Source organism: Adlercreutzia rubneri, assembly GCF_009755265.1.
GTDB classification, from domain to species: Bacteria; Actinomycetota; Coriobacteriia; order Coriobacteriales; family Eggerthellaceae; genus Adlercreutzia; species Adlercreutzia rubneri.
On sequence record NZ_WPOO01000016.1, the window covers coordinates 29,049 to 51,354 of the forward strand.

21 protein-coding genes, 1 tRNA gene and 1 other RNA gene are annotated in these 22,306 nt (G+C 66.3%); 3 read left to right on the plus strand and 20 right to left on the minus strand.

Annotated features, from left to right (window positions below; translation table 11 throughout):
• Positions 1-167: 167 nt before the first annotated feature.
• The 20 genes from hisA to pyrE form a co-directional block, all read right to left on the minus strand.
• Positions 168-959, minus strand: a complete 792-nt coding sequence (hisA, locus tag GO707_RS09140; RefSeq protein ID WP_114540499.1) for a 1-(5-phosphoribosyl)-5-[(5-phosphoribosylamino)methylideneamino]imidazole-4-carboxamide isomerase — start codon at positions 957-959, stop codon at positions 168-170.
• A 2-nt stretch (positions 960-961) separates the two neighbouring features.
• Positions 962-1,666, minus strand: a complete 705-nt coding sequence (hisH, locus tag GO707_RS09145) for an imidazole glycerol phosphate synthase subunit HisH (RefSeq protein ID WP_114540500.1) — start codon at positions 1,664-1,666, stop codon at positions 962-964.
• Positions 1,663-2,253, minus strand: a complete 591-nt coding sequence (gene hisB / locus GO707_RS09150; RefSeq protein WP_114540501.1) for an imidazoleglycerol-phosphate dehydratase HisB — start codon at positions 2,251-2,253, stop codon at positions 1,663-1,665. Before hisB ends, hisH begins: the two co-directional genes overlap by 4 nt.
• A 12-nt stretch (positions 2,254-2,265) precedes the next feature.
• The gene (hisC, locus tag GO707_RS09155; RefSeq protein WP_114540502.1) at positions 2,266-3,360 is read right to left on the minus strand and encodes a histidinol-phosphate transaminase; all 1,095 of its coding nucleotides are present in this window, start codon (positions 3,358-3,360) and stop codon (positions 2,266-2,268) included.
• Entirely contained in the window at positions 3,353-4,714 is a 1,362-nt protein-coding gene (gene hisD / locus GO707_RS09160) for a histidinol dehydrogenase (RefSeq protein ID WP_232325754.1), read from the minus strand. The genes hisC and hisD overlap by 8 nt, the downstream gene beginning before the upstream one ends.
• 12 nt (positions 4,715-4,726) lie before the next feature.
• The gene (gene hisG / locus GO707_RS09165; RefSeq protein ID WP_227070765.1) at positions 4,727-6,439 is read right to left on the minus strand and encodes an ATP phosphoribosyltransferase; all 1,713 of its coding nucleotides are present in this window, start codon (positions 6,437-6,439) and stop codon (positions 4,727-4,729) included.
• Positions 6,440-6,758: 319 nt separating this feature from the next.
• Positions 6,759-7,616 (minus strand): nickel pincer cofactor biosynthesis protein LarC, encoded by an 858-nt coding sequence (gene larC, locus GO707_RS09170; RefSeq protein WP_114540504.1) that lies wholly within the window; start codon positions 7,614-7,616, stop codon positions 6,759-6,761.
• Positions 7,617-7,680: 64 nt separating this feature from the next.
• Positions 7,681-8,406 (minus strand): nickel pincer cofactor biosynthesis protein LarB, encoded by a 726-nt coding sequence (gene larB, locus GO707_RS09175; RefSeq protein ID WP_227070763.1) that lies wholly within the window; start codon positions 8,404-8,406, stop codon positions 7,681-7,683.
• A 132-nt stretch (positions 8,407-8,538) separates the two neighbouring features.
• Complete coding sequence (locus GO707_RS09180) at positions 8,539-8,922, minus strand: MerR family transcriptional regulator (RefSeq protein ID WP_022740202.1); 384 nt, start codon at positions 8,920-8,922, stop codon at positions 8,539-8,541.
• Between the two features lie 135 nt (positions 8,923-9,057).
• Positions 9,058-9,684, minus strand: coding sequence for an RdgB/HAM1 family non-canonical purine NTP pyrophosphatase (gene rdgB, locus GO707_RS09185; protein ID WP_114540506.1), 627 nt, complete (start codon positions 9,682-9,684; stop codon positions 9,058-9,060).
• Between the two features lie 45 nt (positions 9,685-9,729).
• A complete protein-coding gene (gene murI, locus GO707_RS09190) occupies positions 9,730-10,605 on the minus strand; it encodes a glutamate racemase (RefSeq protein ID WP_022740204.1) in 876 nt (291 codons plus the stop codon).
• Positions 10,606-10,611: 6 nt separating this feature from the next.
• A complete protein-coding gene (locus GO707_RS09195; protein ID WP_114540507.1) occupies positions 10,612-12,306 on the minus strand; it encodes a L,D-transpeptidase family protein in 1,695 nt (564 codons plus the stop codon).
• A gap of 293 nt (positions 12,307-12,599) precedes the next feature.
• Positions 12,600-12,978: a transfer-messenger RNA gene (ssrA, locus tag GO707_RS09200) on the minus strand.
• Positions 12,979-13,073: 95 nt separating this feature from the next.
• Entirely contained in the window at positions 13,074-14,027 is a 954-nt protein-coding gene (bsh, locus tag GO707_RS09205; RefSeq protein ID WP_114540612.1) for a choloylglycine hydrolase, read from the minus strand.
• Positions 14,028-14,152: 125 nt separating this feature from the next.
• Positions 14,153-14,785, minus strand: a complete 633-nt coding sequence (locus tag GO707_RS09210; RefSeq protein WP_114540611.1) for a hypothetical protein — start codon at positions 14,783-14,785, stop codon at positions 14,153-14,155.
• A gap of 216 nt (positions 14,786-15,001) precedes the next feature.
• Positions 15,002-15,469: an SsrA-binding protein SmpB gene (gene smpB, locus GO707_RS09215; RefSeq protein WP_022740208.1), complete on the minus strand. Its 468-nt coding sequence runs from the start codon at positions 15,467-15,469 to the stop codon at positions 15,002-15,004.
• 5 nt (positions 15,470-15,474) lie between these two features.
• Positions 15,475-16,644 carry a M42 family metallopeptidase gene (locus GO707_RS09220; RefSeq protein ID WP_157012853.1) on the minus strand — a complete coding sequence of 390 codons (1,170 nt, stop codon included), beginning with the start codon at positions 16,642-16,644 and terminating at the stop codon, positions 15,475-15,477.
• 78 nt (positions 16,645-16,722) lie between these two features.
• Positions 16,723-17,019, minus strand: a complete 297-nt coding sequence (locus tag GO707_RS09225) for a hypothetical protein (protein WP_114540609.1) — start codon at positions 17,017-17,019, stop codon at positions 16,723-16,725.
• Positions 17,020-17,603: 584 nt separating this feature from the next.
• Positions 17,604-17,678: transfer RNA gene (locus GO707_RS09230), tRNA-Thr, on the minus strand.
• Positions 17,679-17,778: 100 nt separating this feature from the next.
• Positions 17,779-18,462, minus strand: coding sequence for an orotate phosphoribosyltransferase (gene pyrE / locus GO707_RS09235; RefSeq protein ID WP_114540608.1), 684 nt, complete (start codon positions 18,460-18,462; stop codon positions 17,779-17,781).
• Positions 18,463-18,700: 238 nt separating this feature from the next.
• Between pyrE and GO707_RS09240 the strand changes: the two genes are divergently transcribed.
• The 3 genes from GO707_RS09240 to GO707_RS09250 all read left to right on the plus strand — a co-directional run bounded on the left by GO707_RS09240 (position 18,701) and on the right by GO707_RS09250 (position 22,271).
• Positions 18,701-19,552: an Rpn family recombination-promoting nuclease/putative transposase gene (locus GO707_RS09240; protein ID WP_198161066.1), complete on the plus strand. Its 852-nt coding sequence runs from the start codon at positions 18,701-18,703 to the stop codon at positions 19,550-19,552.
• A gap of 235 nt (positions 19,553-19,787) precedes the next feature.
• Entirely contained in the window at positions 19,788-21,305 is a 1,518-nt protein-coding gene (locus GO707_RS09245; RefSeq protein WP_114540606.1) for a putative DNA modification/repair radical SAM protein, read from the plus strand.
• Between the two features lie 9 nt (positions 21,306-21,314).
• A complete protein-coding gene (locus tag GO707_RS09250) occupies positions 21,315-22,271 on the plus strand; it encodes a TIGR03915 family putative DNA repair protein (RefSeq protein ID WP_114540605.1) in 957 nt (318 codons plus the stop codon).
• Positions 22,272-22,306: the final 35 nt, after the last annotated feature.

The following is a 22,306-nucleotide window of genomic DNA, read 5'->3' on the forward strand; positions in this document are numbered from 1 at the left end:
CCCGTCCGCCCGGGCGCCGCCGGGTACCTTGATTCGCTCAGACAGTCCTCGCTGGTATCGAAGGCGTCAAGGCCAACTGCTCCCTTTCCCTTTTGGCCTTCGATACCATCTGCGGAACTCGCTCGGTCAAGGCACCCGGCGTCGCCCGGGCTGCTCTTCCTTGTTTGCTAGCTTTCCAGCTCTTCGATGGTCAGGGGACGCTCCTCCTCTTCCAGCTGATCGGACAGCTGGAAGGTGCCGTCGCACGCCGCGACGCCATCGGCCACGGTAAGAGTGCCCTCGTAGATGGCCCGACCGGTAATGACGCCCTCGACGGCGTCGGCGATGGGGGCCAGCGCCCGGATGTCAGCTGCGGTGGCGATGCCGCCGGAAACGATGACCGGATTGCCGAAGGCGGCGGCCATCTTCGCGTAGGCGCCGTTCTCCACGCCGGTCTGCATGCCGTCGCGGGCGATGTCGGTGTAGACGAGGTGCTCGTATCCCAGCGCCGCCATGCGGCGGGCCAGGTCGGCGGCGGCCACGCCCGACCCTTCAGTCCAGCCGGCCACAGCGGCCTCGCCGGCCTTCGCGTCGATGCCGGCAACCAGCGCATCGGGGCCGAACTTCTCTATAGCAGCCTGGGCGAAATCAGGATCGCGCACAAGTGCGGTGCCTAGGATGACGCGGGTCGCGCCAGCATCCAGCAGACGGTCGGCCGCTTCCAGGGAGCGCACGCCGCCGCCTACCTCCACCTTCAGGCTCGTGCGCGCCAAAATCGCGCGCACCACTTCCAAGTTGTCGGGATTGCCGGACTTCGCGCCATCCAGATCGACCACATGAAGCCACGTCGCACCGGCCTCCTCAAACAGCTGAGCCTGATACGCCGGGTCGTCGTTGTACACGGTGACGGCGTGGTAGTCTCCTTTGGCCAAGCGCACCGCGCGCCCGTCTAAAAGATCGATGGCAGGAAGAAGGTACATGGCTACTCCTTTGACGCGACGGGGTTTTCCGCCACCTTATCAGCGTGCGCGCTGCCGGCGCGCGCGGCTCGTGCAATGGTTGCGAAGTTGGCAAGCAGGCGCGCGCCCGCATCCGAGCTCTTCTCCGGATGGAACTGCACGCCGAAGACGGGACGGCCCGGCACCTGCACGGCGCAGGGGAAGGTCACCGAGTGCACCGTCTCGGCAATGGTGGCCACGCTCGGCGGCGCCACGAAGCTGTGGGTGAAGTAGAAGAACTCGCCGGGCGCGATTCCATCGAACAGCGAATTCGGCTCGGAGAACTCCACGGAGTTCCATCCCACATGGGGCACTTTGTAGGCGCGGCCGGCAGCGTCGGTGCGGGGCATGGCGTCCACCACGCCCTCGATGAAGCCGAGGCCGCGTGGCAGCGGGCCGTCAGCGGGCGCGTGCTCGGTGCCCGCCTCGAACATGAGGTGCATCCCAAGGCAGATGCCCAAAAACGGCGCGCCGCCGGCCACCGCCGCGCGCACCGCCTCCATCTGGCCCATCTCCTCCATGGACGCGGCGGCATCGGCGAAGGCCCCCACGCCGGGCAGCACCACGGCGTCGGCCGCGCGGATGACATCCGCCTCGTCGGTCACGACGACGTCTGCCCCCGCGCCTACAAGTCCCCGCTCCACCGAGAGCAGGTTTCCCTTATGGTAGTCGACAATGACGATGCTCATAGCACGCCTTTAGTTGAGGGAACCGCGCCACCCAGGGCCGGGTCGACGGCCACGGCCTGGCGCAGGGCGCGGCCTGCCGCCTTGAAGGCGGCCTCGAAGATGTGGTGCACGTTGTCGCCAGCGAGCTGCCGGATGTGCAGGGTGATGCCCGCGTTAGCGGCAAGCGCGATGAAGAACTCCCGGGCGAGCTGAGTGTCGAAATCGCCCACCATGCCGAACGGCGCCTCGACGTCCCAGTGCAGCTGCCCGCGTCCGGAGATATCCAGAGCCGCCAGCACCAGCGCCTCGTCCATCGGCACGAACGCGCTGCCAAACCGCTCGATGCCGGCCTTCTCTCCCAAGGCCTCGGCCAGAGCGCGGCCCAGCACGATGCCCGTGTCCTCCACCGTGTGGTGGCCGTCCACATGCAAGTCGCCGCGCACCGACACCTTCAGATCGAAACGGCCGTGACGTGCAAAAGCGCATAGCATGTGGTCGAAGAACCCGATGCCCGTCGCTATCTCCGCCTGGCCCGCGCCGTCCAGGTTCACCGTGACCTCGATGCGCGTCTCCGCCGTCTCGCGGAGGATGGTGGCCTCTCTCGTCATTGCTCTCCTTCCCTATTGCATAGCCCGCGCGCGCCGCTCGCGGCTCTCGGACAGAAAGTCGCGCAGCCCGCGGATGAACGCGTCGTTCTGCTCCGGCGTGCCGATGGTCGCCCGCAGACAGCCCTCGAGCATGGGGGCGCTGCTGAAATCGCGCACGAGCACGCCGCGGTCGTACAGGTACTGCCAGGCCGCCCCGGCATCTTCCATCGAGAACAGAATCCAGTTGGAATCCGACGGGTAGGCGGTCACGCCGGGCAGGGTGCGCAGCGCCTCCATGACGCGGCCCCGCTCCTCGATGATCTCGCGGATGCCCGGCTCAAAGCGGGCGCGGTTCTCGAAGACCACCTCTCCTATGGCCTGGGAGACGGCGTCCACGGAATAGGGCTGGCGCACCTTGCACAGCTCCTCGATGACCGGCGCGTTCGCCAAAACGTAGCCCAGGCGCGCACCAGCCAGCGAGAACGCCTTCGAGAACGTGCGCAGGATGGCGAGGTTCTCGTGGGTCGCCAGCAAAGGGCGCACCGTGGCGCGCGAGAACTCGAAGTAGGCCTCGTCCACCAGCACGAGCGCATCGGTGGCGTCGAGCAGCTCTTCGATGAACGCCGTGGACGCCCTCTGGCCCGTGGGGTTGTTCGGACTCGTCACGATGACGAAATCGATGTCGCCCTTCCCCACGCGCTCAAGCACTGCCGCTTCGTCGATGGAGAAGTCGGCCCGACGCGGCACATCCACGCAGCGGGTGTTCGTGAGCCGTGCGTTGGCCGCGTACACCGAGAAGGTCGGGGGCAGGTTCAGGAAGCTGCGCCCCGGGCCGCCCCAAGCGAGGGCCACATCGAACAAAAGCTCGTCGCCGCCGTTGCCCAGAAGGACATTGGCGCGGTCGAGCCCGTTGGCCTCGGCGATGAGATCGCGCAGGCGGTTGGCCAGAGGATCGGGATAGCGGTTCAGAGGCACCTGGGCAATGCGACGCGCAATGGCGGCGCGCACCTCGGCGTCCACGTCGCGCGGATTCTCGTTGGCCGACAGGTACGCCTCGGCCGGCAGGTACTTCGGGTCGTAGGGAACGAGTCCCTCAAGCTGGGGCGCCGACGCGCGAACCTTATTCACCGCGCGCCTCGCCGTCCTCCACGCCCGCCGCGGCCGAGCCGGCCACGCTCGCCTGCTCGGCGTCCAGCAGCGCCTTAAGACGCAGGGCCACCGAGCGGGCATGGGCCCACAGCCCCTCGTGGGTGGCGATCTGCACCACGGCGCGCGCGTCGTTCTTCAGGGCCGCCGGGCTGTACTGGATGATGGAGGACTTCTTCACGAAGTCGTCCACGGAAAGGGGCGAGGAGTAGCGGGCCGTGCCGCCGGTGGGCAGCGTGTGGTTGGGGCCGGCCACGTAATCGCCCACGGCCTCCGGCGTCCACGCGCCCAAGAAGATGGCCCCGGCGTTGCGGATGGCGCCCAGGTACTCCATGGCGCCCTCCACGTGCATCTCCAAGTGCTCGGGCGCGATGACGTTCACTGCCTCCAGGGCCTGATCCATGGAAGTGCACACGACGATGAGCCCGTGGTCGTCCAGGGAGGTGCGGGTGATGTCGGCGCGGGTGGAATCGGCCAGGTGCACCTGGATGGCCGCCTCCACTGCGTCGGCGTAGGCGTCCGAGAAGGTGACGAGGTAGCAGGCCGCCAGGGGATCGTGCTCGGCCTGGGCCATGAGATCGATGGCCACCAGCCGCGGGTCGGCCGTCTCGTCGGCCACGACGCAGACCTCCGACGGCCCGGCGATCATGTCGATGCCCACATCGCCCGAGACGAGCTTCTTGGCCGCGGCCACGAAGGCGTTGCCCGGGCCGGTGATCTTGGCCACCGGGCGGATGGTCTCGGTGCCGTAGGCGAGCGCCGCCACGGCCTGGGCGCCCCCGACGGTGTAGATCTCGGTCACCCCGGCGATCTTGCAGGCGGCGAGAATGGCCGCGTCCAGCGTGCCGTCCTTGGTGGGCGGCGTCACGCAGACGATGCGCTCCACGCCGGCCACCTGGGCGGGCAGGGCGTTCATGAGCACCGTGGAGGGGTACAGCGCCCGTCCCCCGGGCACGTAGATGCCCACGGATTCGAGAGGCGTCACCTTCGAGCCCACAATGGCCCCGTCCTCGCGGGCGAAGAACCAGCTCTGCTGCTTCTGGCGCTCGTGGAAGTCGCGGATCTGGGCCGCGGCGTGCCTCAGGGCCTCGAGGGTGTCCGGGTCCACTTCCGCCATCGCGGCGTCGATGGCCTCGGGCGGCACGCGGAAGTTCTCGATGGCCACGCCGTCGAACTTCTGGGTAAGCGCGCGCAGGGCACCGTCGCCCTCTTGGCGCACCTGCTCGATGATGGCGGTGGCCGCCTCAAGGGCGCCGGGGTTGAAGGCGCCGGTGCGGTCGATGAAGTCGCTCGTGAAGGGCTCGAGGGGTTGCAGGTCGATTCGTCTCATGGTCATGGGGCGCACTCCTTAGGATAGGCTCGGTTGGACAGGGTTGGAAGCGCCGGCGATGGGCGCGTAAGTGTGCTTGGGGGCGTTCTCGGCGAGCACGCGGGCCAGCGCCACGATGCGCTCGTCGGTGCGCAGGGCGCAGCCGTTGGCGAAGAAGCGGGCCGTGGAGGCGAGCACCTCTTCCACGATCTCCAGGTTGTTCTCGCGCAGGGTGGTTCCCGTGGCGGTGATGTCGACGATGCGCTCGGCCATGCCGGTGATGGGCGCCAGCTCGATGTTGCCGTGCAGGTAGACGATCTCCACCTGGGTGCCGGTGCGCGCGAAATGGGCACGGGTGATGGAGGGGTACTTCGTGGCAATGCGGATGCTGCCGAGCTTGCGGTAGCGCTCCTCGATGGCCGCACTCGTGCCGGCCGACTCCGCCACGACGAAGCGGCAGCCGCCGAAGCGCAGATCGACCAGCTCCTCCACGGCCGCGCCCACTTCCAGAAGCGAGTCCTTGCCGCAGATGCCGCAGTCGGCGGCGCCCAGGGCCACGAAGACGGGCGCGTCGGAGGGCCGCACGATGATGTAGTCGACCCCGGGGTTGGAAATGACGAGTGCGCGGCCCGGATTGGCAAGTCCCGTCACGTCGAGCCCGGCCTCTTCCAAACAGGCGATGGCCTCGGTGTTCAGGGAGCCTTTGGGCACGGCGATGCGCAACGGGCGGCCAGAGGCGGCCGCGGCGTCGGCCTCGGCAGAGGCGGCGGCCATGGCCTGCTCCAGCGAGAAGGCGAAGCCCGCAGCGGGACGATCGGCCCCGAAGGCGCCTATCATGCGGTCGTAGCGGCCGCCGGAGCCCAGAGGCGAGCCCAGATAGGGCGAGCAGGCCTCGAAGACGAGGCCCGTGTAGTAGTTGAAGGAGCTGGCCACCGAGAAGTCGACGAGCACGGAGGAGGCCAGGCCGGCCTCGCCCAGAAGGTCGTAGGTGGCCTGGAAGTCGTCCAGATCGGCCACACACCCGAGCGGGGCCACGAGCGCGCGCACCGCGTCGATGGCGTCCTGGGCGCCCCGGATGCGCGCGAGCTGCCGGATGGCCTCGGTGTAAGCGGGCGCCGCAGCCCCCGCATCGACGGCCTCCCCTTCCACGGCGCGCCCCATGGCGACGTCGCACAAACGGTCGAGGGCCACGAAGTCCGAGCTGTGGTAGGCATCCAGCACCGCGGCCTTCCACGGCTCGGAGGCGCCGGAGCGCTCGAGCAGGGCCCGGAGCACCCCTACCGTGGCCATGGCGAGCACGAACTGCGTCGCTCCGGCCAGCCGCAGCGCCTCGGCGAACAGCACGACGATCTCGGCATCGGCCGCCGGTCCCACTTCCCCGATGCATTCCACGCCGCACTGGGTGAGCTCGCGGGCCTGCACCTGGTTCTCCGTCTCGGCCTCGCGAAAGACGCGCTGGGTGTAGCGGAAGCGCAAGGGGCCGGGCACGCCGGCCAGACGCGTGGCGCACATGCGCGCGATCTGCAGGGTAACGTCCGGGCGCATGGCCAGAAGATCGCCCCGGGAGTCGAAGAACTTGAAGGGGGTGGCCGGCACCCGTCCGCCGGCCCGCAGGACGTCCATCACCTCCAGGGTGGGCGTCTCGATGGGCACATAGCCGCGAGAGGCGAACAGGTCGGCCACGGCCCGGGTGATGGCCTCGCGGACGCGCGCCTCCTCGGAGAGCACGTCGCGGAAGCCCGATGGTGTCACAGCGTTCAACGCACATTCCTCACTGGCGCAAGCGATGCGCGAACGGCTCAAGACCCGTGGCCCGGCATGCATGCAGCCGGAGCTTTCGCCCTGGCTCGCAGGCAGCCGAGGCCATCGCCTGGCTCGTCTCGTCGAAAGCGCCTTCGATTACCGAGATTGTCATGTTACACGCCCTCTCCCCTCCCGGCGCACCGGGACGGCAAACGGCGAATTATCGACAGAGTTCCCACGCAAAGAACGCACGAGGATCTCGCATCGATGCTAGTACTTTATCACAGTAGAGTGCTAAAGCAATGGGAATTTTCACCTACGGTTGGAATTACTCCACGGGCTCGATGATCATGGCGCGGAGGATGCCGGGGGTGGCGTAGGCGCGCTTCCCGGCGCCCATGCCGATGGCCTTGATGGAAAAGCGCTCGGGAAGGACGGACTCAGTGCGCAGAGCGGCGGCCGCGGCGGCGCCCGTGGGGGTGACGAGCTCGCCTTCCACGTCCACCGGGGAAAGCGTCAATCCGGCAGCTTCGGCGATGAACGCCGTGGCCGGGGCGGGCACGGGGATGAGGCCGTGCTGGCAGCGCACCGTGCCGTACCCGCAGGGCAGATCGGACACCACGACCCCGTCGGGCGCCAAGTCGTCGGCCGCCACGGCGATGGCGATGATGTCGGCGATGGAATCCACGGCGCCCACCTCGTGGAAGTGAACTTCCCCCACGGGCACGCCGTGGGCCCGCGCCTCAGCATCGGCCACGAAGCCGAACATACGGTGCGCAATGGCCTTGGCGCCATCGGTCATGGCAGCACCGTCGATGATCTCCGCTATTTCCGCAGGGCCGCGGTGATGATGGTCACCGGGGGCACCGTGACCATGGTCGTGATCGTGGGCGTGACCATGGTCATGGTCATGGCCGTGGCCGTGCTCGCTTGCGCCCCCCTGCCCGTGCAGGTAGGCCATATCGTGGTCGTGGTTCTCGTGGGCGGCATCCAGCACGACGCTGAAGTCGCAGACGTCCAAACCCGACTTCTTCACCCGGGATATCTCCACAGCGAAACCTTCCACAGGCAGGCTCTCCAGCGCCCGGCGCACCGCCTCCTCGCTCGCGCCTGCATCCAGCAGGGCCGCCGCGCACATGTCGCCGCTGATACCGGAGGTGCATTCCAAGTAGAGAAGTTTCGTCATTGCATCGCCTTTCATGATGGTGCCACCCTCGAGGCGCCCGCGCTCGGCGGGAACCGCCGCAGGCCTATCCCTGTCGGGAATTCAAGTGATTGATGGCGCTTGCCTGGAAGGCGGCGCCGAAGCCGTTGTCGATGTTGACCACCGACACCCCGCTCGCGCAGGAGTTCAGCATGGCGAGCAGCGCGGTCACGCCGCCGAAGGAGGCGCCGTAGCCCACCGAGGTGGGCACCGCGATCACCGGCGCGGCGACAAGACCCCCCACCACGGAGGCGAGCGCGCCCTCCATGCCGGCCACCGCCACCACGACTCGGGCCGCGCGCAGCTCGTCGGCCACATCCAAGAGCCGATGGATGCCCGCCACGCCCACATCGTAGAAGCGCCGCACCTCGTTGCCGAGGAACTCCGCGGTGAGCGCCGCCTCCTCGGCCACGGGCAGATCGCTCGTGCCGGCGCAGGCGATGGCCACCACTCCGTCCCCGTCGGGCGCGGGCATGCCGCCGAACACGACGAGCCGCGCCGTCTCGTAGTAGGCGCACGGGGCGATCCCGCCGTCGTCGCCCCATAGAGCGGCCACGGCATCGGCCTTCTTCGCGTCCACGCGGGTCGCCAGAACGCGCGGTTGACCAGCGCCCATGAGCGACGAGGCGATGGCGGCGATCTGCTCGGCGGTCTTTCCCTCGCCGTAAATCACCTCGCCGGCGCCCTGTCGCATCGCACGGTCGTAGTCGGGCCGCGCGAACGCGGCTCCGCAGCAAAGACTCTCAGAATTCTCGCTCTGGTGAAAGGCCACGGCCACCCCGCTTTCCGACGAACGCCCTCACTCGTTCTCAGTTGGTTTCTCGGAAAGCCATGATAAATGTTGGAGTCAGCTCCAATAAAAGACTCGAGGGCAACGCCCACGGAACAAACGCATTCGCGGCGGTTACTCCCCCGCGCGCAGAGTCCGCTCGGTGGCCGTCATGACCTCGTCGTAGTGCTCGATCTTGTACTCGAGACGCGCCAAGGCCCGCTCCAGGCCGGCAATGCGCTCCCGGATCTCGTCGCCCTGCCTCAAAAGAAGTTCCTTGCGGGCCGCCGTCGTCTCGTCGCCCTGCTCCAGAAGCTCCATGTACTCCACCAAAGACTCGATGGACATGCCGGCATCGCGCATGCACTTGACGAACTCGACGGCATTGCAGCTGGCCTCGTCGTAATCGCGAATGCCGCTCTTGTTGCGAGGCACATGGCGCAACAGGCCAATGCGCTCGTAATAGCGCAGCGTGTCGGTGGAAACACCGTAGCGCTTGCTGACTTCCGCAATCTTCATGCCGTCCCCTTCGAAACGCGCCGCTGCGCATCTCACGTTCGCGCAACCTGCGTGTCCATTAGACCATATGGAGTATGCTATAAGTCAATAGATCGAAATAATATCCCACGGAAAAGCCCCGCACACAGCCCATTTTTACCGTTCGTCAACGCTTTGGGAAAGGGCCTTTTTGAGCACGCGCAAGGCATTTCCCCGATGAGATATGCCGTTCTTCTCGGCCTGGGAGACCTCGGCCAGCGCCCGCATGCCGCCGTACTCGTCGGGCAAAAACAGCGGGTCGTAGCCGAAGCCCTCGCTGCCGCGGGGTTCGCGTCCGATGGAACCCTCGATGGTGCCGCGGGCCACCGATTCCGTACCGTCCTCGTCGATGAACACGAGCGTGCACACGAACCGTGCCGTGCACTCGGCATCCGGCACGGCGGCAAGCTCGGCCAGAAGCTTCGCGTTGTTGGCCGCATCGTCCCCGTCGGATCCCGCGTAGCGCGCCGAGAAGACCCCCGGCGCGCCGTCCAGGGCGTCCACCTCCAAACCGGAGTCGTCGGCGAGCACCGCCACAAAGCGCCCCAGCGACTCCCGTGCCGCCGCACGCGCCGCCCGGGCCTTGATGCGGGCGTTGCCCTCGAAGCTGTCGGCGTCCTCGGCCGGATCTGATGTCACCCCCGCCTCGGCCAGCGTCGTGAACGTCCAGCCCTCGAAGTTCAGGGCCGTGCGGATCTCCTCCACCTTGTGGGCGTTGTTCGTAGCGATGAGCACTTCCTTCACGGGCTCCTCCTTGCAGACGGGCACCTCGCCGGTGCGGGCGGTTGCTTACAGTGCGGGCAGATCCACGTGCGCGACGACGTCCATGGGGCGGGCGAGCACGCGGCCGCCGAAGCGCCGGAACTCCTCCACGTCGTCGGCCGTGGTGAAAAACGAGTGGACGGGCACGTTGCCCGAGCGGGCGTGGGCGCGGCGCCGGCGCAGGATGTGATCGACGTCGCGGGCCGTCTCGTCGGCCGAGTTCACCAGCGTGACCTTGCGCCCCACCACGCCCCCGATGAGCGCCTTCAGAAGCGGATAGTGGGTGCAGCCCAAAACGAGCGTGTCGATGTCGCAGCGGCGCAGCGGCTCCAGGTACTGCCGAGCGATGTCCTCGAACTCCGGGCGGATGTAGACCTTGGTGGTGTCGGCCATGTAGTCCTCGATGGGCCCGTCGGAGAGCTTCAGCCCCATCTCGGCGATCTCCACGAACCGAGGCGTCGCCGTGGAGAACACGGTGATGCCGGCGTCGATGTGGCGTATGGCGTCGCTGTAGGCGTTGGAATCCACGGTGCCCTTGGTGGCGATGACCCCCACGCGCCGGTTGAGCGTCGTATGGGCCGCCGCCCGGGCGCCCGGCTCCACCACGCCGACGACGGGCACGGAGAAGTTCTCCTGGGCATGGGCGAGGCCAGCGGCCGTGGCCGTGTTGCAGGCGATGACGATCATCTTCACGTCCCGGCCGACGAGCCACGTGCAGATCTGCTGCACGAAGCCGTCCACCTCGGCCTGATCGCGAGGCCCATAGGGGCAGCGCGCCGAGTCGCCGAAGTACAGGATGGACTCCTCCGGCAGGCGCTTCTGCAGCGCGCGGGCCACCGTGAGGCCCCCGTAGCCGGAATCGAACACCCCGATGGGGCGGTTGTCGAAATGCTCCGTATCCACAGCGCCCTACTCGTGCACGACGACGACGTCGCCCACCGACAGAAGCCCGTGAAGCTCTTCGGCCTTATCGGGAGGCAGGTTGATGCAGCCGTGGCTGCCGTGCTCGACGTACCAGTCGCCGCCGAACTTCTCCTGCCAACCCGCGTCGTGGAAGCCCACGGAGTTGTCCTTGAAGGGCATCCAGAACTCCACCTCGGTCTCGTAGTCCTTGGTGCCGTCGGGCTTGTAGCCGCGCAGCACCGACTTGCCGTCGTTGGTCTTGATGTAGTAGGTACCCTGGGGCGTGTCGCGCCCGTCGGCGGGCTTGCCGCTGACGATATCGCTCTCCCAGATAATGGCGCCGTCCTCGCCGTAGAAGCGCGCGTGCTGCTCGGTGAGATCCACGTCAATGTAGCGGGTGCCGAAGTCGCGGCCGCCCTCGTCGGGGGCCTGGGCCGCGTTCTGCTTCATGATGATCTCCAGCGTGCCGCCCGCCCCGGAGGTGAGCGCCTCGCGCACGGCGTCGGCGGTGGCCTGGCTGTCGGTGATCCAGCCGTAGTCGCCGCCCTTCACCGTGACGGCCTTGCCGTCGGGACGCGTGAACGTGCGGGTAGCGCCCGTGGTGTCCATGGCGTTCACCTTCTCCTTCACCGCCGCCACCAAAGGCTCAGGGTCGAAGGTCACGGAGAGATCGTCGCCCAAGGTGATGTGCTCGGCGATTTCGTCGGCGGTGATGGCCATCTTCTCGGCGCCCGCCATGGTGAGGGAAAGCGCCCCGCCGAGGTGCTTGTTGGCCGCATCGCGCGCCTCGGCCAGCGCGGGGTCGTCGCGCGTCACCGTGGGCTTGGCCAGCACGGCGTCGGAGAGCGTCACCTTCGGCGCGAAGTTCACCGTGCCCCGCGTCACCTCGTCGATGACGACGTCGGCCAAAAGGGTGTTGCCCTCCTCCTCGGGCACGACGACATAGCCGCCCTCGTCGGCGTCATAGGCCACGGTGGCGTTCTTGGGAGCGGTGCCGCGGGCGTTGGCCTCCTCCACGGCGGCGGTCAGCGTGTCGGCCAGCTTCGAGTTCTCCAGAGTGGAGACTAAGTCGTCGGTGTCGTCGTGGCGCTGGAACACCTCGTAGGGCCACGCCCAGGGGTTCATCTCGGCCAGAAGGCCGTCGGCGATAGATTGGCTGTCGAGCGCCATGCCCATGTCCGTGGCGTCCAGCGTGAGGGAAAGACCCGGGCCCTCCACCTTGAAGGTGTAGTCGCCCAGCACCTCGTCGAGCATCTGATGGACCTCTTCGGGCGTCTTGCCGGAGATGTCCATGCCGATGATGGTGGACTGCGGGAAGAAGCGCCCGGAGAACACGATGACGCCGGCGAAGTAGACAAGGGCGATGGCGCCTAGAATGGAGGCCATCACGATGCCGAAGATCTTGAGCCCCCGATGCTTCTTGGGCGGCCGGGCATTCACCTGGTAGCCGGGCACGTAGCCGCCGGACGTCGGGCCCATGGGGGGCACGACGGGCATGGCGCCGGCGCCGCTGATTGCGGGGCGCGAAGGCTGAGGGGGCATCGCGGCGGTTCCCTGGTCGTGCTGGGGCGGCATCGCGCCCGTGGCCTGGGGCCCCACGGGCCTCGGCGCGCCGAAGCGGCCCTCGGGCATGACGAAACCGCGGGTCGCGCTTGCGCCGGCGTCGGGAGTGTTATGGGCAGATTTGCTGTGTCGTGACATAGTGCGCTTCCGTGCTGCGTTTCAACTTACTGTTCGGGACCGCCGCGCGCGTCGGCGGATGCGCCTTTGCCCATTATAAGCCAAGGAGCCCGCGGGCGCCGGCGGATACGTCGTTCGGCGCTACTTTCCCACAGTCTGAGCCCTGCGCGCCACCCTTCATCCCATTCCCCACGACTCCCCCACAGAACTTAAAGGATTTTCAGCCCGTTTCCCCAGAACATGACCGTTTTCGTAAGGAATAAGCCACGCGAGGAGAGAAAAGCGGCCGCCCCGAAGAGCGGCCGCGAAAAGCTTGGTGGAGGCGCGGAGAATCGAACTCCGGTCCATACTAAATTGTCCACAAGGCGCTACAGGCTTAGTCAGCGATCGGGCTTCGGAGCGGATCGGTTCGCAGACCAACGTGGCCGCTCCTAGTCGGTTCAGTCTTTCCCGCGGCCATACCGACTACGTGCCGCAGGGCATTCCCCTCAAATGACACCTTGCCCGGTTCGGGGAAGCACCGGGGTCGGTGATCACCAGAACTGCTGTTAGGCAGCCATGGCGGCCGGCATGTAGTAGCCGGTCTTAGAAGTGTTTTTGCCAATTAACTTGACGGTACCCCTGTTTAGCGTGGCGAGGAGACCACGGCCTGCTCCTCGTTTCGAACTTACCATGTCGAAACCAGTCGCCCCCTTAAGGGTTGTCGATTTATTCTAGCGGCCGCGACGCTCCTGTCAAGAGCCGCATCATCGGCCCCGCTACCGCGGCACACCCGTGCTGCTGCGGCGCTAGGCCGCCACGCGGATGAGCTCGGTGCCGTTCAGGTCGTAATCGTCCATGCACACGCTCTGGCGCGCCGGCTCGTCGTAGGTGCACCAGTAATAGGTCTTGGTGGCCGCCGAATAGCCGTCGGAGAACATGGTGTACTCGAAGCGCCCGTCAGCCATCTGCGCCCCGCCCTTGCACATGGACGCGCCCTCAAGCGTGCGGAACAGGCGCGTCACGTTGGCGGCCTCTCCTTCTTCTGCGGGGTAATGCGCGTTCAGGAAGGCGGCCCGCACGAAGCGGCTGGCCGGGTCGTAGCCGCCCGGGAACCCGATCATGCCCGCGCCGCTGCCGAACGCGCGCAGGGTGTCGCGCGTCCACGCAACCGGCTCGGGATGCGCGGTCTCGATGTGCATATAGTTACGCACATTCTCGGTGTGCCAGGGGAAGGGCGGCTGGTTGGTAAGCACGTCCAGCCCGTCGTCGTACACGTGCATGCCGTCGGCTTGGCATTCGATGACGATGGACTCCTTCCCATCGCCTACCAGCCAGTGCAGCTGGGCCACGCCATAGCCCTCGCTGGGCGCCTTGGCCACGATGACAACGTCCTTAAGCGCCTTGCGCACCTCGGCCACCGTGGAGAAGCTCGCCGCCACCCACAGAGGGAACTCGTAGGCCGCCACGTTCACCGCTCCCTTTTCGGGAGCTTCGGCGAACTGGGCGTAGCCGGGGAAGTTAAGGCCGGCGATGGCGAGTCCCGCCTCGTTGGCGCAATCGAAGTAGCACGGCACGCCGCCCACGACGATGCCCATGCCCACGCAGGCATGCTCGGGACTCAGCGAACCAAGGAACTGCGTGGGGATAGACGCCCCTCGCGGGGTGATGACCACGCCCTCGCCGTAGCTCTCGCACCAATCGAGGTTGCGGCCGAAATACAAGTTGCCGGCTGCATCGGCAAAACGAACGCCCGTGCACATAATGATCTCCTAACGACGAAATGGGAGCGACCCAACCGATCGCTCCCATTCATGGTAGGCCCCGATGACCGACGTTCGCCGATGCGGGCCGTCTCCGTTGTCGTTTCGACAGCGCCTTGTCGCCGTTACTTTTTCTTCTTAAGGAAACTCAGCGAATCGGAGATCTCGTCGAAGGTGCTCTTCAGCTCGGCGGCCACCTGAACGCCGTCCTTGTAGATGGCGTTCACGTCCCTGGTGGCGGCGGCCACGCCCTCGCGGCTGATGCCGAGGTCGAACTCATCGCCGTCCGAGGTGCGCTCCACGCGCACGCCGTCGCCGTCGTTGTCCTCGGCGACGTAGTAGTACTCCTGCTCGTTGCCGTCCTCGTCGAGCAAGATGAAGCCGATCTCGTTGTCGTGCTCGTCGACGATCACCGCATAGACATCGCCGTCCTCGATCTCCATCTCGATGACTTCGCTCTCCTCTTCGGGCTCCTCCTCGATGTGATAGCCCTCCGAGTGCAGGATGTCGGCGTCCTCCTCGGCCTGGATGGCCTCGGGCACCTCGTCGGGATCCCAGCCGTCGTAGTCGGCCTCGTTGTCGGTCATGAAGCTGTCGTAGGCGTGCTCCAAGTCGCTTTCGGCGGCATCCTCCTCATCGGCGTCGAAGAGGGCGTCCTCGTCGTCCTCGGCGTCTTCCAGCTCTGTTTCCTGGTCGGTCCACTCGGCATCGGTCTCGCCGACCTCTTCCATGCTCTCAAGCTCTTCGTCAAGACCCATTGCCAGACTCCTAACCTCGTGATGTACGTGCGCGGGCGACCTCGCCCGCCGAACCTATGATGCCACGACTTCCCGCGCCGTGGCCCTCCCGCGCCGTTTCGTTGACCGAGCGTGAACGTGCCAAGGCGCGACGCCGGTCGTGCAGCCCGCAGACACCGAGCGAAGGCGGTGGCGCAACCGAACGCCGGCGCGCGGCGCAGCCCCGCAGACCCCGGCCTAGCGAACGCGCTCCTTCAGCGCGCGGTCGATCTCGCGCTTGGTGTCGCGCTCCTTCATGGAGGCGCGCTTGTCGTAGAGCTTCTTGCCCCGGGCCAGCGCCAGCTCCACCTTCACCCGGCCGTCCTCGTTGAAGTACATCTTCAAGGGCACGATGGCCAGGCCCTTCTCGGCCACCTTCGCGTCCAGGTAGCGAATCTGCTTCTTGTGCAGCAGGAGCTTCCGGCGCCGGTCGGGGTCGGGGTTGAAGATGCTGCCATTGGAGTACGGCGAGATGTGCACGTTGTTGAGCCACACCTCGCCGTTCCGAATGAGGGCGAAGCAATCGGTGAGCTGGCAGTTGTTCTCCCGCAGCGAGCGCACCTCGGTGCCCGTCAGCTCGATGCCGGCCTCGTAGGTCTCCAAGATCTCGTAGTCGTGGAAGGCCCGGCGGTTCTTCGCGATGGTCTTCTCCTCGCGCTTCGGCACGGCCCTCACGCCCCCTCGGGTGCGGCGGAAGCGTCGGACGCGTCGGCATCGGCATCGGCATCGGCGCCGGCGGCCTTCCCTTCCGCATTCTCGGTCACCGCGCCGCCCAGCCCCGGCACGAAGCTCGTGTCGGGGGCGAGGTCTTGTGCGAAGCGGGTGATGAGGCGCACCGTGGCCTCCAAATCGCGCAGGCAGATGACCTCGGTGGGAGTATGCATGTAGCGCAGCGGCACGGAGATGAGGCCTGTGGGAATGCCCCCGCGCGTCACCTGGATGGCCCGGGCGTCGGTGCCGGTGACCGACGGCTCGGCCTCCAGCTGGTACGGAACGCCCTCCGCCTCGGCAGCGGCCACAAGGCGCTCGAACACCACGGGGTTGATGTTCGGCCCCCGCGCGATGACCGGACCCGCCCCGCAGACGATCTTGCCGTACTTCGTTTTGTCGATGCCCGGATAGTCCGTGGCGTGGGTGACGTCGAAGGCGAGCGCCACGTCGGGGTTCACGGCATGGGCGCTTGTCATGGCGCCGCGGGTGCCGATCTCCTCCTGAGTGGTGGCCACCGCGATGAAGTCGCCCGGGGCGCGGCCGGCGCGGGCCAGCTTCTCCATGACGCGACAGGCGATCCACACGCCGCACTTGTCATCGAAGCACTTCGAGACGGCCATGTCGTCGCCGAACCGCTCGAATCCGACGCCGAACGTGATGGGGTCGCCCACCCGCACAAGCTTCTTCACGCGCTTGGGCTTCATGCCCAAATCGATAACGAGGGAGGAGAGCGGCGTCACCGTCTTGCGCTCGTCCGGCTCGATGAGGTGGATGGGCTTGCAGCCCACGATGCCGCGGAGGGTGCCGGAAGCGGTGTGCACGTCGACCCGCATGCCGGGCAGGATGGCCGCGTCCACGCCGCCCAAAGAGGCCACGGAGAGGAAGCCCTCGTCGGAGATGTAGGTGACCATGAGGCCGATCTCGTCCATATGGGCCGCCAGCATGAGCGAGGGCGCACCGGCGTCGCGGCCCTCGAGTACCGCGCGCACCGAGCCCATGGTGTCGGTGGCCACTTCGTCGGCCACATCAGCGAGCCTCTCGCGCACCAACGCGGCCGCCGGCTCCTCGAAGCCCGTCGGCGAGGGCGTCTCCACCAACTGCTTCAAAAACTTCAGATGTTTCTTCTTCATTGGTTCTCCTGTTCGATCCACCGGTGAGCAGGCTCGTTGTGCTGCGTTCGCGCCGTCACCTTGCGCCTTGGGCCTCGTTTACCAGTATCCCTTCGAATGCTTTCGCTTGCGCTCGGGTTTGGGAGGACGGAAATCCAGCGCCAGCTGGCCGTCGGTGGTCTTCTCCCGCTTCTCGGCGGGGGCGGCGCCGGCCCGCTCCACCTTCTCGATAGTCCACGACACCGCGCTCGCGCCGAACAGCTCCAGCATCTTCATCCGCGCATCGTGGGCGTTGGCCTTAGTGCCGGCCCGCGCGTCGCTCTCGAACTCGAAGAGCCCGCGCTCACGGTCGTAGGAGCCCTTCGGCGACTGATAGTGAGCGATGTAGGTTGCCATAGACTCGCGCGCTTCCTTTCTCAAACGTTCCCGAGCCATGATAGCAGAGCACGCAGATCCGCGCGGCGTGCCATCCTCAGGACGCGCGAAGAAAACGCCCTACGCCGCTCGAACGATTTCCCCTTTGGATGCTCTCTCCTTTGAAGATCGCTGAAAAACAACAGTCGGAACCCGCAGTGGCAAGAGTTTGACGGAGTTTCGTCGAGCGATCGGCTGGAATGGCTTGAAAACCACGAAACATCGGACGAGAAGGCCTTTTTCGGCGATGTTGTAATACCGAAGAGGACATTTTCCCAGGTCGTGTATTACAAAGAGGCCTCTGAAGCCCGGTTGACGCCGATGTTTCGCTATTTCTAAGCCATTTGAAGAGCTGGAAACATCATTTTCTGGTCAGAAACCGATGTTTCGTGATTTCCAAGCCACTTCAAGCTTGGAAAAAGGTCGGTTAGCAGAAACCCGCATCAGAGGACACCAAGGCCATGCCCTCCAAGCCGCTGGCGCACAATTGGCACGTCCGCGCAAGACGAGCCCTCGAAAAGCGAAAGGCCATCGCTCGAAAACGAGAGATGACCTCGCTAAAGTTCTGGAGCCGGTGACAGGAATCGAACCCGCAACCCACTGATTACAAATCAGTTGCTCTACCGTTGAGCCACACCGGCGACGAGCGCGTGAACGGCCGACCCTCCCCATCGATGCCGTTCCGCGTCGGCCCATTGTACGACAACGTCCCGGTTTAGGGAAGTTGCAACCGCGGATTCTCTACTCCTTGGCGCCCCACTGCTCGTAGTAGGCGTCGATGGCGGCCGCGATATCGTCGTCGATAACGATGCGCCCGGCCACTTCATGATTGTGCAGGCACTCCTTCACCTCGGCCATGGACACGATGGAGGCCACCGGGAAGCCGTACTTCGCCTCGATCTCCTTCTGGGCCGTGGTGACGCCGCCCTTCCCCACCTCCATGCGGTTGAGCGACACGATGAGCCCGCGCACATCCACATCGGCAGCGGCCTTCAAGATGGGGTAGGTCTCGTCGATGGACTTGCCCGAAGTGGTGACGTCCTCCACCATGATGACCTTGTCGCCGTCGTGAAGTTCCGCGCCCAAGAGGTTGCCCGCATCGGCCCCGTGGTCCTTCACTTCCTTGCGGTTGCAGCAGTACTTCACTTCCTTGCCGTAGAGCTCCTGCAGCGCCATGGCGGTGACCACCGCTAAGGGGATGCCCTTGTAGGCCGGCCCGAACACCACGTCGAAGTCGAGCCCGAAGTTGTCGTTGATGGCCTGGGCGTAGTACAGCCCCAGCCGATGCAGCTGCTCGCCGGTCACGTACGCCCCCGCGTTCATGAAGAACGGCGACTTGCGCCCGCTCTTCAGCGTGAAGTCGCCGAACTTCAGCACATCGCTCTCCACCATGAACTCGATGAACTCGCGCTTGTAAGCCTCCATAGCCGCCCTTTCATCCGTGAGGAGTTCCCTCATGTTTCCTATGGGCACCATGATACCCGATTTCCTCGTCGGTTTCCCCGAATCGATCAAAGTGCGGCTCCAGCACGGATGGCGCGGGGAACGAACCGGGACATTCCTGCGTCATTTCTGCGGTTCGGATCGCGTAGCATGGCACGATCCAAACCCCGGTGAAAGGACGGCCTAGATGTCGAGAAACCTTCTGTTCAGCGAGTACCCCATGTTTGACAGAATCATGGAGGAGCGCCCCGATCTGTGCCGCCGAGTGCTGGAAACGGCCCTCGGGGTACCCGTGGACGAGGTGCGCAACGTCGTCGCCGAGCGCACCCTGCAGCCCCGCGTCGGCTCCCACGGAGTGCGCCTCGACGCCTGGGTTCGCACCTCGGACGCGCTCTACGACGTGGAGATGCAGACCTACTCCCGCGAGGGCCTGGGTCGACGCATGCGCTACTACCAGAGCGCCATGGACACTGCGATGCTGCGCCCGGGAGCCACCTACGACAGTTTGCCCGAGAGCTTTATCGTTTTCATCTGCCTACACGACGAGTTCAAGGAGGGGCTCCCCGTCTACACCTTCGACATGATATGCGATGAGAGTGGATCCGTGGTACTTGGGCACGGCTTCAAATGGGTCGTGCTCAACGCTTCCGCTTGGGAGATGTTGCCAGATGGGCCGCTTCGTGGTTTACTTCGGTACGTCGCCACCGAGGAGGTCGGAGGCGACGGCCTTACCGCCGATCTCGCGGCCGCCGTGGAGGCCGCCAACGAGGACGCCCCATGGAGAGAGGAGTCTCTTGTCATGCTGACGCTGGAAGAGGATATGCGCGCCCAAGGCCGCCTCCTGCAGAAGAAGGGCCGTGAGGAGGGGCTTGCCGAGGGTAGAGCCGAGGGTAGAGCCGAGGGTAGAGCCGAGGGCAGGGCCGAGGGTAGGGCCGCGGGACGGGCGGAAGGAGCCGACCAACTTGGAAAGCTGATAGCTCAGCTTATGGATGCCGGTCGCTTCGAGGACGCCCGCCGTGCGGCGACCGATGCGGAATACCGTGAGGAATTGCTCGAGGAGCTTGACTCGTAAAAGCAGGAGCCATCGCGAACCGACGACAACGAAGTCTCCTCCTTCGCAAACCCCTCGCCGCCACACTCCTCTCCCGACCCCAGAAGGCATACGCCGCAAGCAAACCGGCGATGTTCAACCCATTGACACGCGAACATCTATTCGGGTAGTATAGCGTACATTCATTCGGGCGAACAAGTGTGCCCGTAAAGAGTTGCGGGCCGGAAGATGCTTGGCGACGGGAAGGGGTTGCGCGGTGAACGTCATCGAGAAGCTGGAGATTCTGGCCGATGCGGCGAAGTACGACGTAGCTTGCACCTCCTCCGGGGTTCAGCGCGCGGGCAAGGCCGGGCAGCTGGGCGCGGCCACCCAGGCGGGATGCTGCCATTCGTTCACGCCGGACGGGCGCTGCGTCACGCTGCTTAAGGTGCTCATGACCAACGTCTGCGTCTACGATTGCTGCTACTGCGTGAACCGCGCGAGCAACGCCGAGGCACCCCGAGCCGCATTTACGCCCCGCGAGTTGGCCGACCTCACCATCGGCTTTTACCGTCGCAACTATATCGAGGGGCTGTTCCTCTCCTCGGGCGTCGCCGGATGCCCCGACCGCACCACCGAGCTCATGATAGCGGCTCTGCGCATCCTGCGGGAGGAGTACGGCTTTCGCGGCTACATCCACACCAAGGCCATCCCCGGCACCTCGGTGGAGCTCATCGACGAGCTGGGGCGCCTGTCCGACCGCCTCTCGGTGAATCTGGAGCTGCCGAGCCGGCAGAGCCTGGGGCTTTTGGCCCCCAACAAGTCGCGTGCGTCCATCCTGGCCCCCATGCGGCATATCTGCGACTCCATCGCCGACGATGCGGAATCGCGCTCGCTGGCGAAGAAGCGCACCACGGTGTACCTCACCAAGAAGAACGCCCGGAAGGCACGGGCCTTCGCGCCGGCGGGCCAGTCCACCCAGATGATCGTCGGAGCCACTCCGGAAAGCGACTACCAGATCTTGAATCTGTCAGCGGCCCTCTACACCCACCTGTCGCTGAAGCGCGTGTTCTTCAGCGCCTACCTCCCCGTCGTGGCCGACCCGCTCCTGCCCGCCACCGACGCCGTGCAGCTGAACCGCGAGCACCGCCTCTACCAGGCCGACTGGCTCTTGCGCTTCTACGGCTTTAACGTGAGCGAGATCATCGACGAGGACAATCCCTTCCTCGCCCCCGATGTCGATCCGAAGGCGAACTGGGCCCTGAACCACCTGGACTTCTTCCCCGTGGAGGTGAACAGCGCGCCTTTGGAGGCGCTTCTGCGCGTGCCCGGCATCGGCGTGCGCGGCGCCAAGCTCATCTGTCGGGCACGACGGCAATCCACCCTCGGCGAGGCGGAGCTGAGAAAGCTCGGCATCGCCTATAAGCGCGCCCGCTACTTCATCACCATGAACGGCGCCTGGGGCGGATCGGGGATCGACTTCTCCCGCGAGGCCCTGCACGCGCGGCTTTCGGCCCCTATCGACGGCGGTCGCCACGGGCGCCGCGCCGACCGCGCCCCAGCCGGCCAGATGAGCCTCTTCGAAACCGTGGAGGCACCGCCCGTACTGCCCGAGACGAGCCCCGATGCGGCAACCGCCCGCGAGGTCGCCTTTGCCGCCCAGCGCCGGGCCCTCGAGACGACCGGGACGGCGGACGGACGGCAAGCGATCGCAACCGAGGCGGCATCGGCCACAGAACGCTCGATCGCCGACGGCCGCAAAACGCTCGACAGCCCGCTGCTCTCGGTGGCCTAGGTGGGCGCCATGGAGCATATCCCGAACGCATCCGCGGAAGACGCCCCTGCGACGCCCTCCCCTCCTCCCGACATCTACGACGAGGTGGCCTACGCCTACGACGGCTCCCTGGAAGGGCTGCTCTCGGCTGTCTTCGCCGCCTACGAGCGCCACGAGCATCCCACCGATATCGCGCCGGAAGAGCGTCTGCAGCTCCGTCTCGGCCAGCGCGTGTCGCTCATCCCCACCGACCAGGACCGGGCCCTGCGCGTCATGGGCACCCTGCGCCGCCAGTGCGGCCGCGCGGCAGCCCTGGCGGTGACCCGCGCCGCTTGCTCGGACGAGCCGGGTGCGGGCACGGCGGTCTACCGCTTCGTGCGCTATGCCATCGACGAGCAAAAGCATCGCGCATGCGAGCACTGTCGCAAGCGCGCCTCCTGCGCAGGCCGCGGCGGCATGGGGCCGTGCCCCAAGCAGCGGGGCCGCGCCTTCTCGGACATCACGCATCCGGCCGTGGAGCGGCTCTTCCGCATTTCGCGCTCGGTCGGTCAGGAATGCGAGCATATGCGCCAGTTCGTGCGCTTCCAGCACCTCGCCGGCGAAGGAGCCGATGTATGGTTCGCCCGCGTGAACCCGAAAGCCTCGGTGGTGCCGCTTATCATGGATCATTTCGTGGAACGTCTCGGCGTGCAGCCCTTCATCATCTACGACGAGGTGCACCATCTCGCCGGCGTCTACGACGGCGGCGACTGGCAGCTGGTGAACACCGAGGGCGCCGGCGACTTGGAACGAGCGCTGCCCGACCGCACCGCCGACGAGGCCCTCATGAGCGAGGCCTGGCGCACCTTCTACAAAAGCGTCTCCATCGACGCCCGCTACCACCCGGAGCTGCGCCGTCAATTCATGCCCAAGCGCTTCTGGAAGAACCTCACCGAGCTGCAGGAAAGCCCTGCCGCCCTGCGCCCGCGCTACGCTGAACGCGGGTGAGCCGCGGCCGCGCAAACATCCCCGCCGGTGCGACG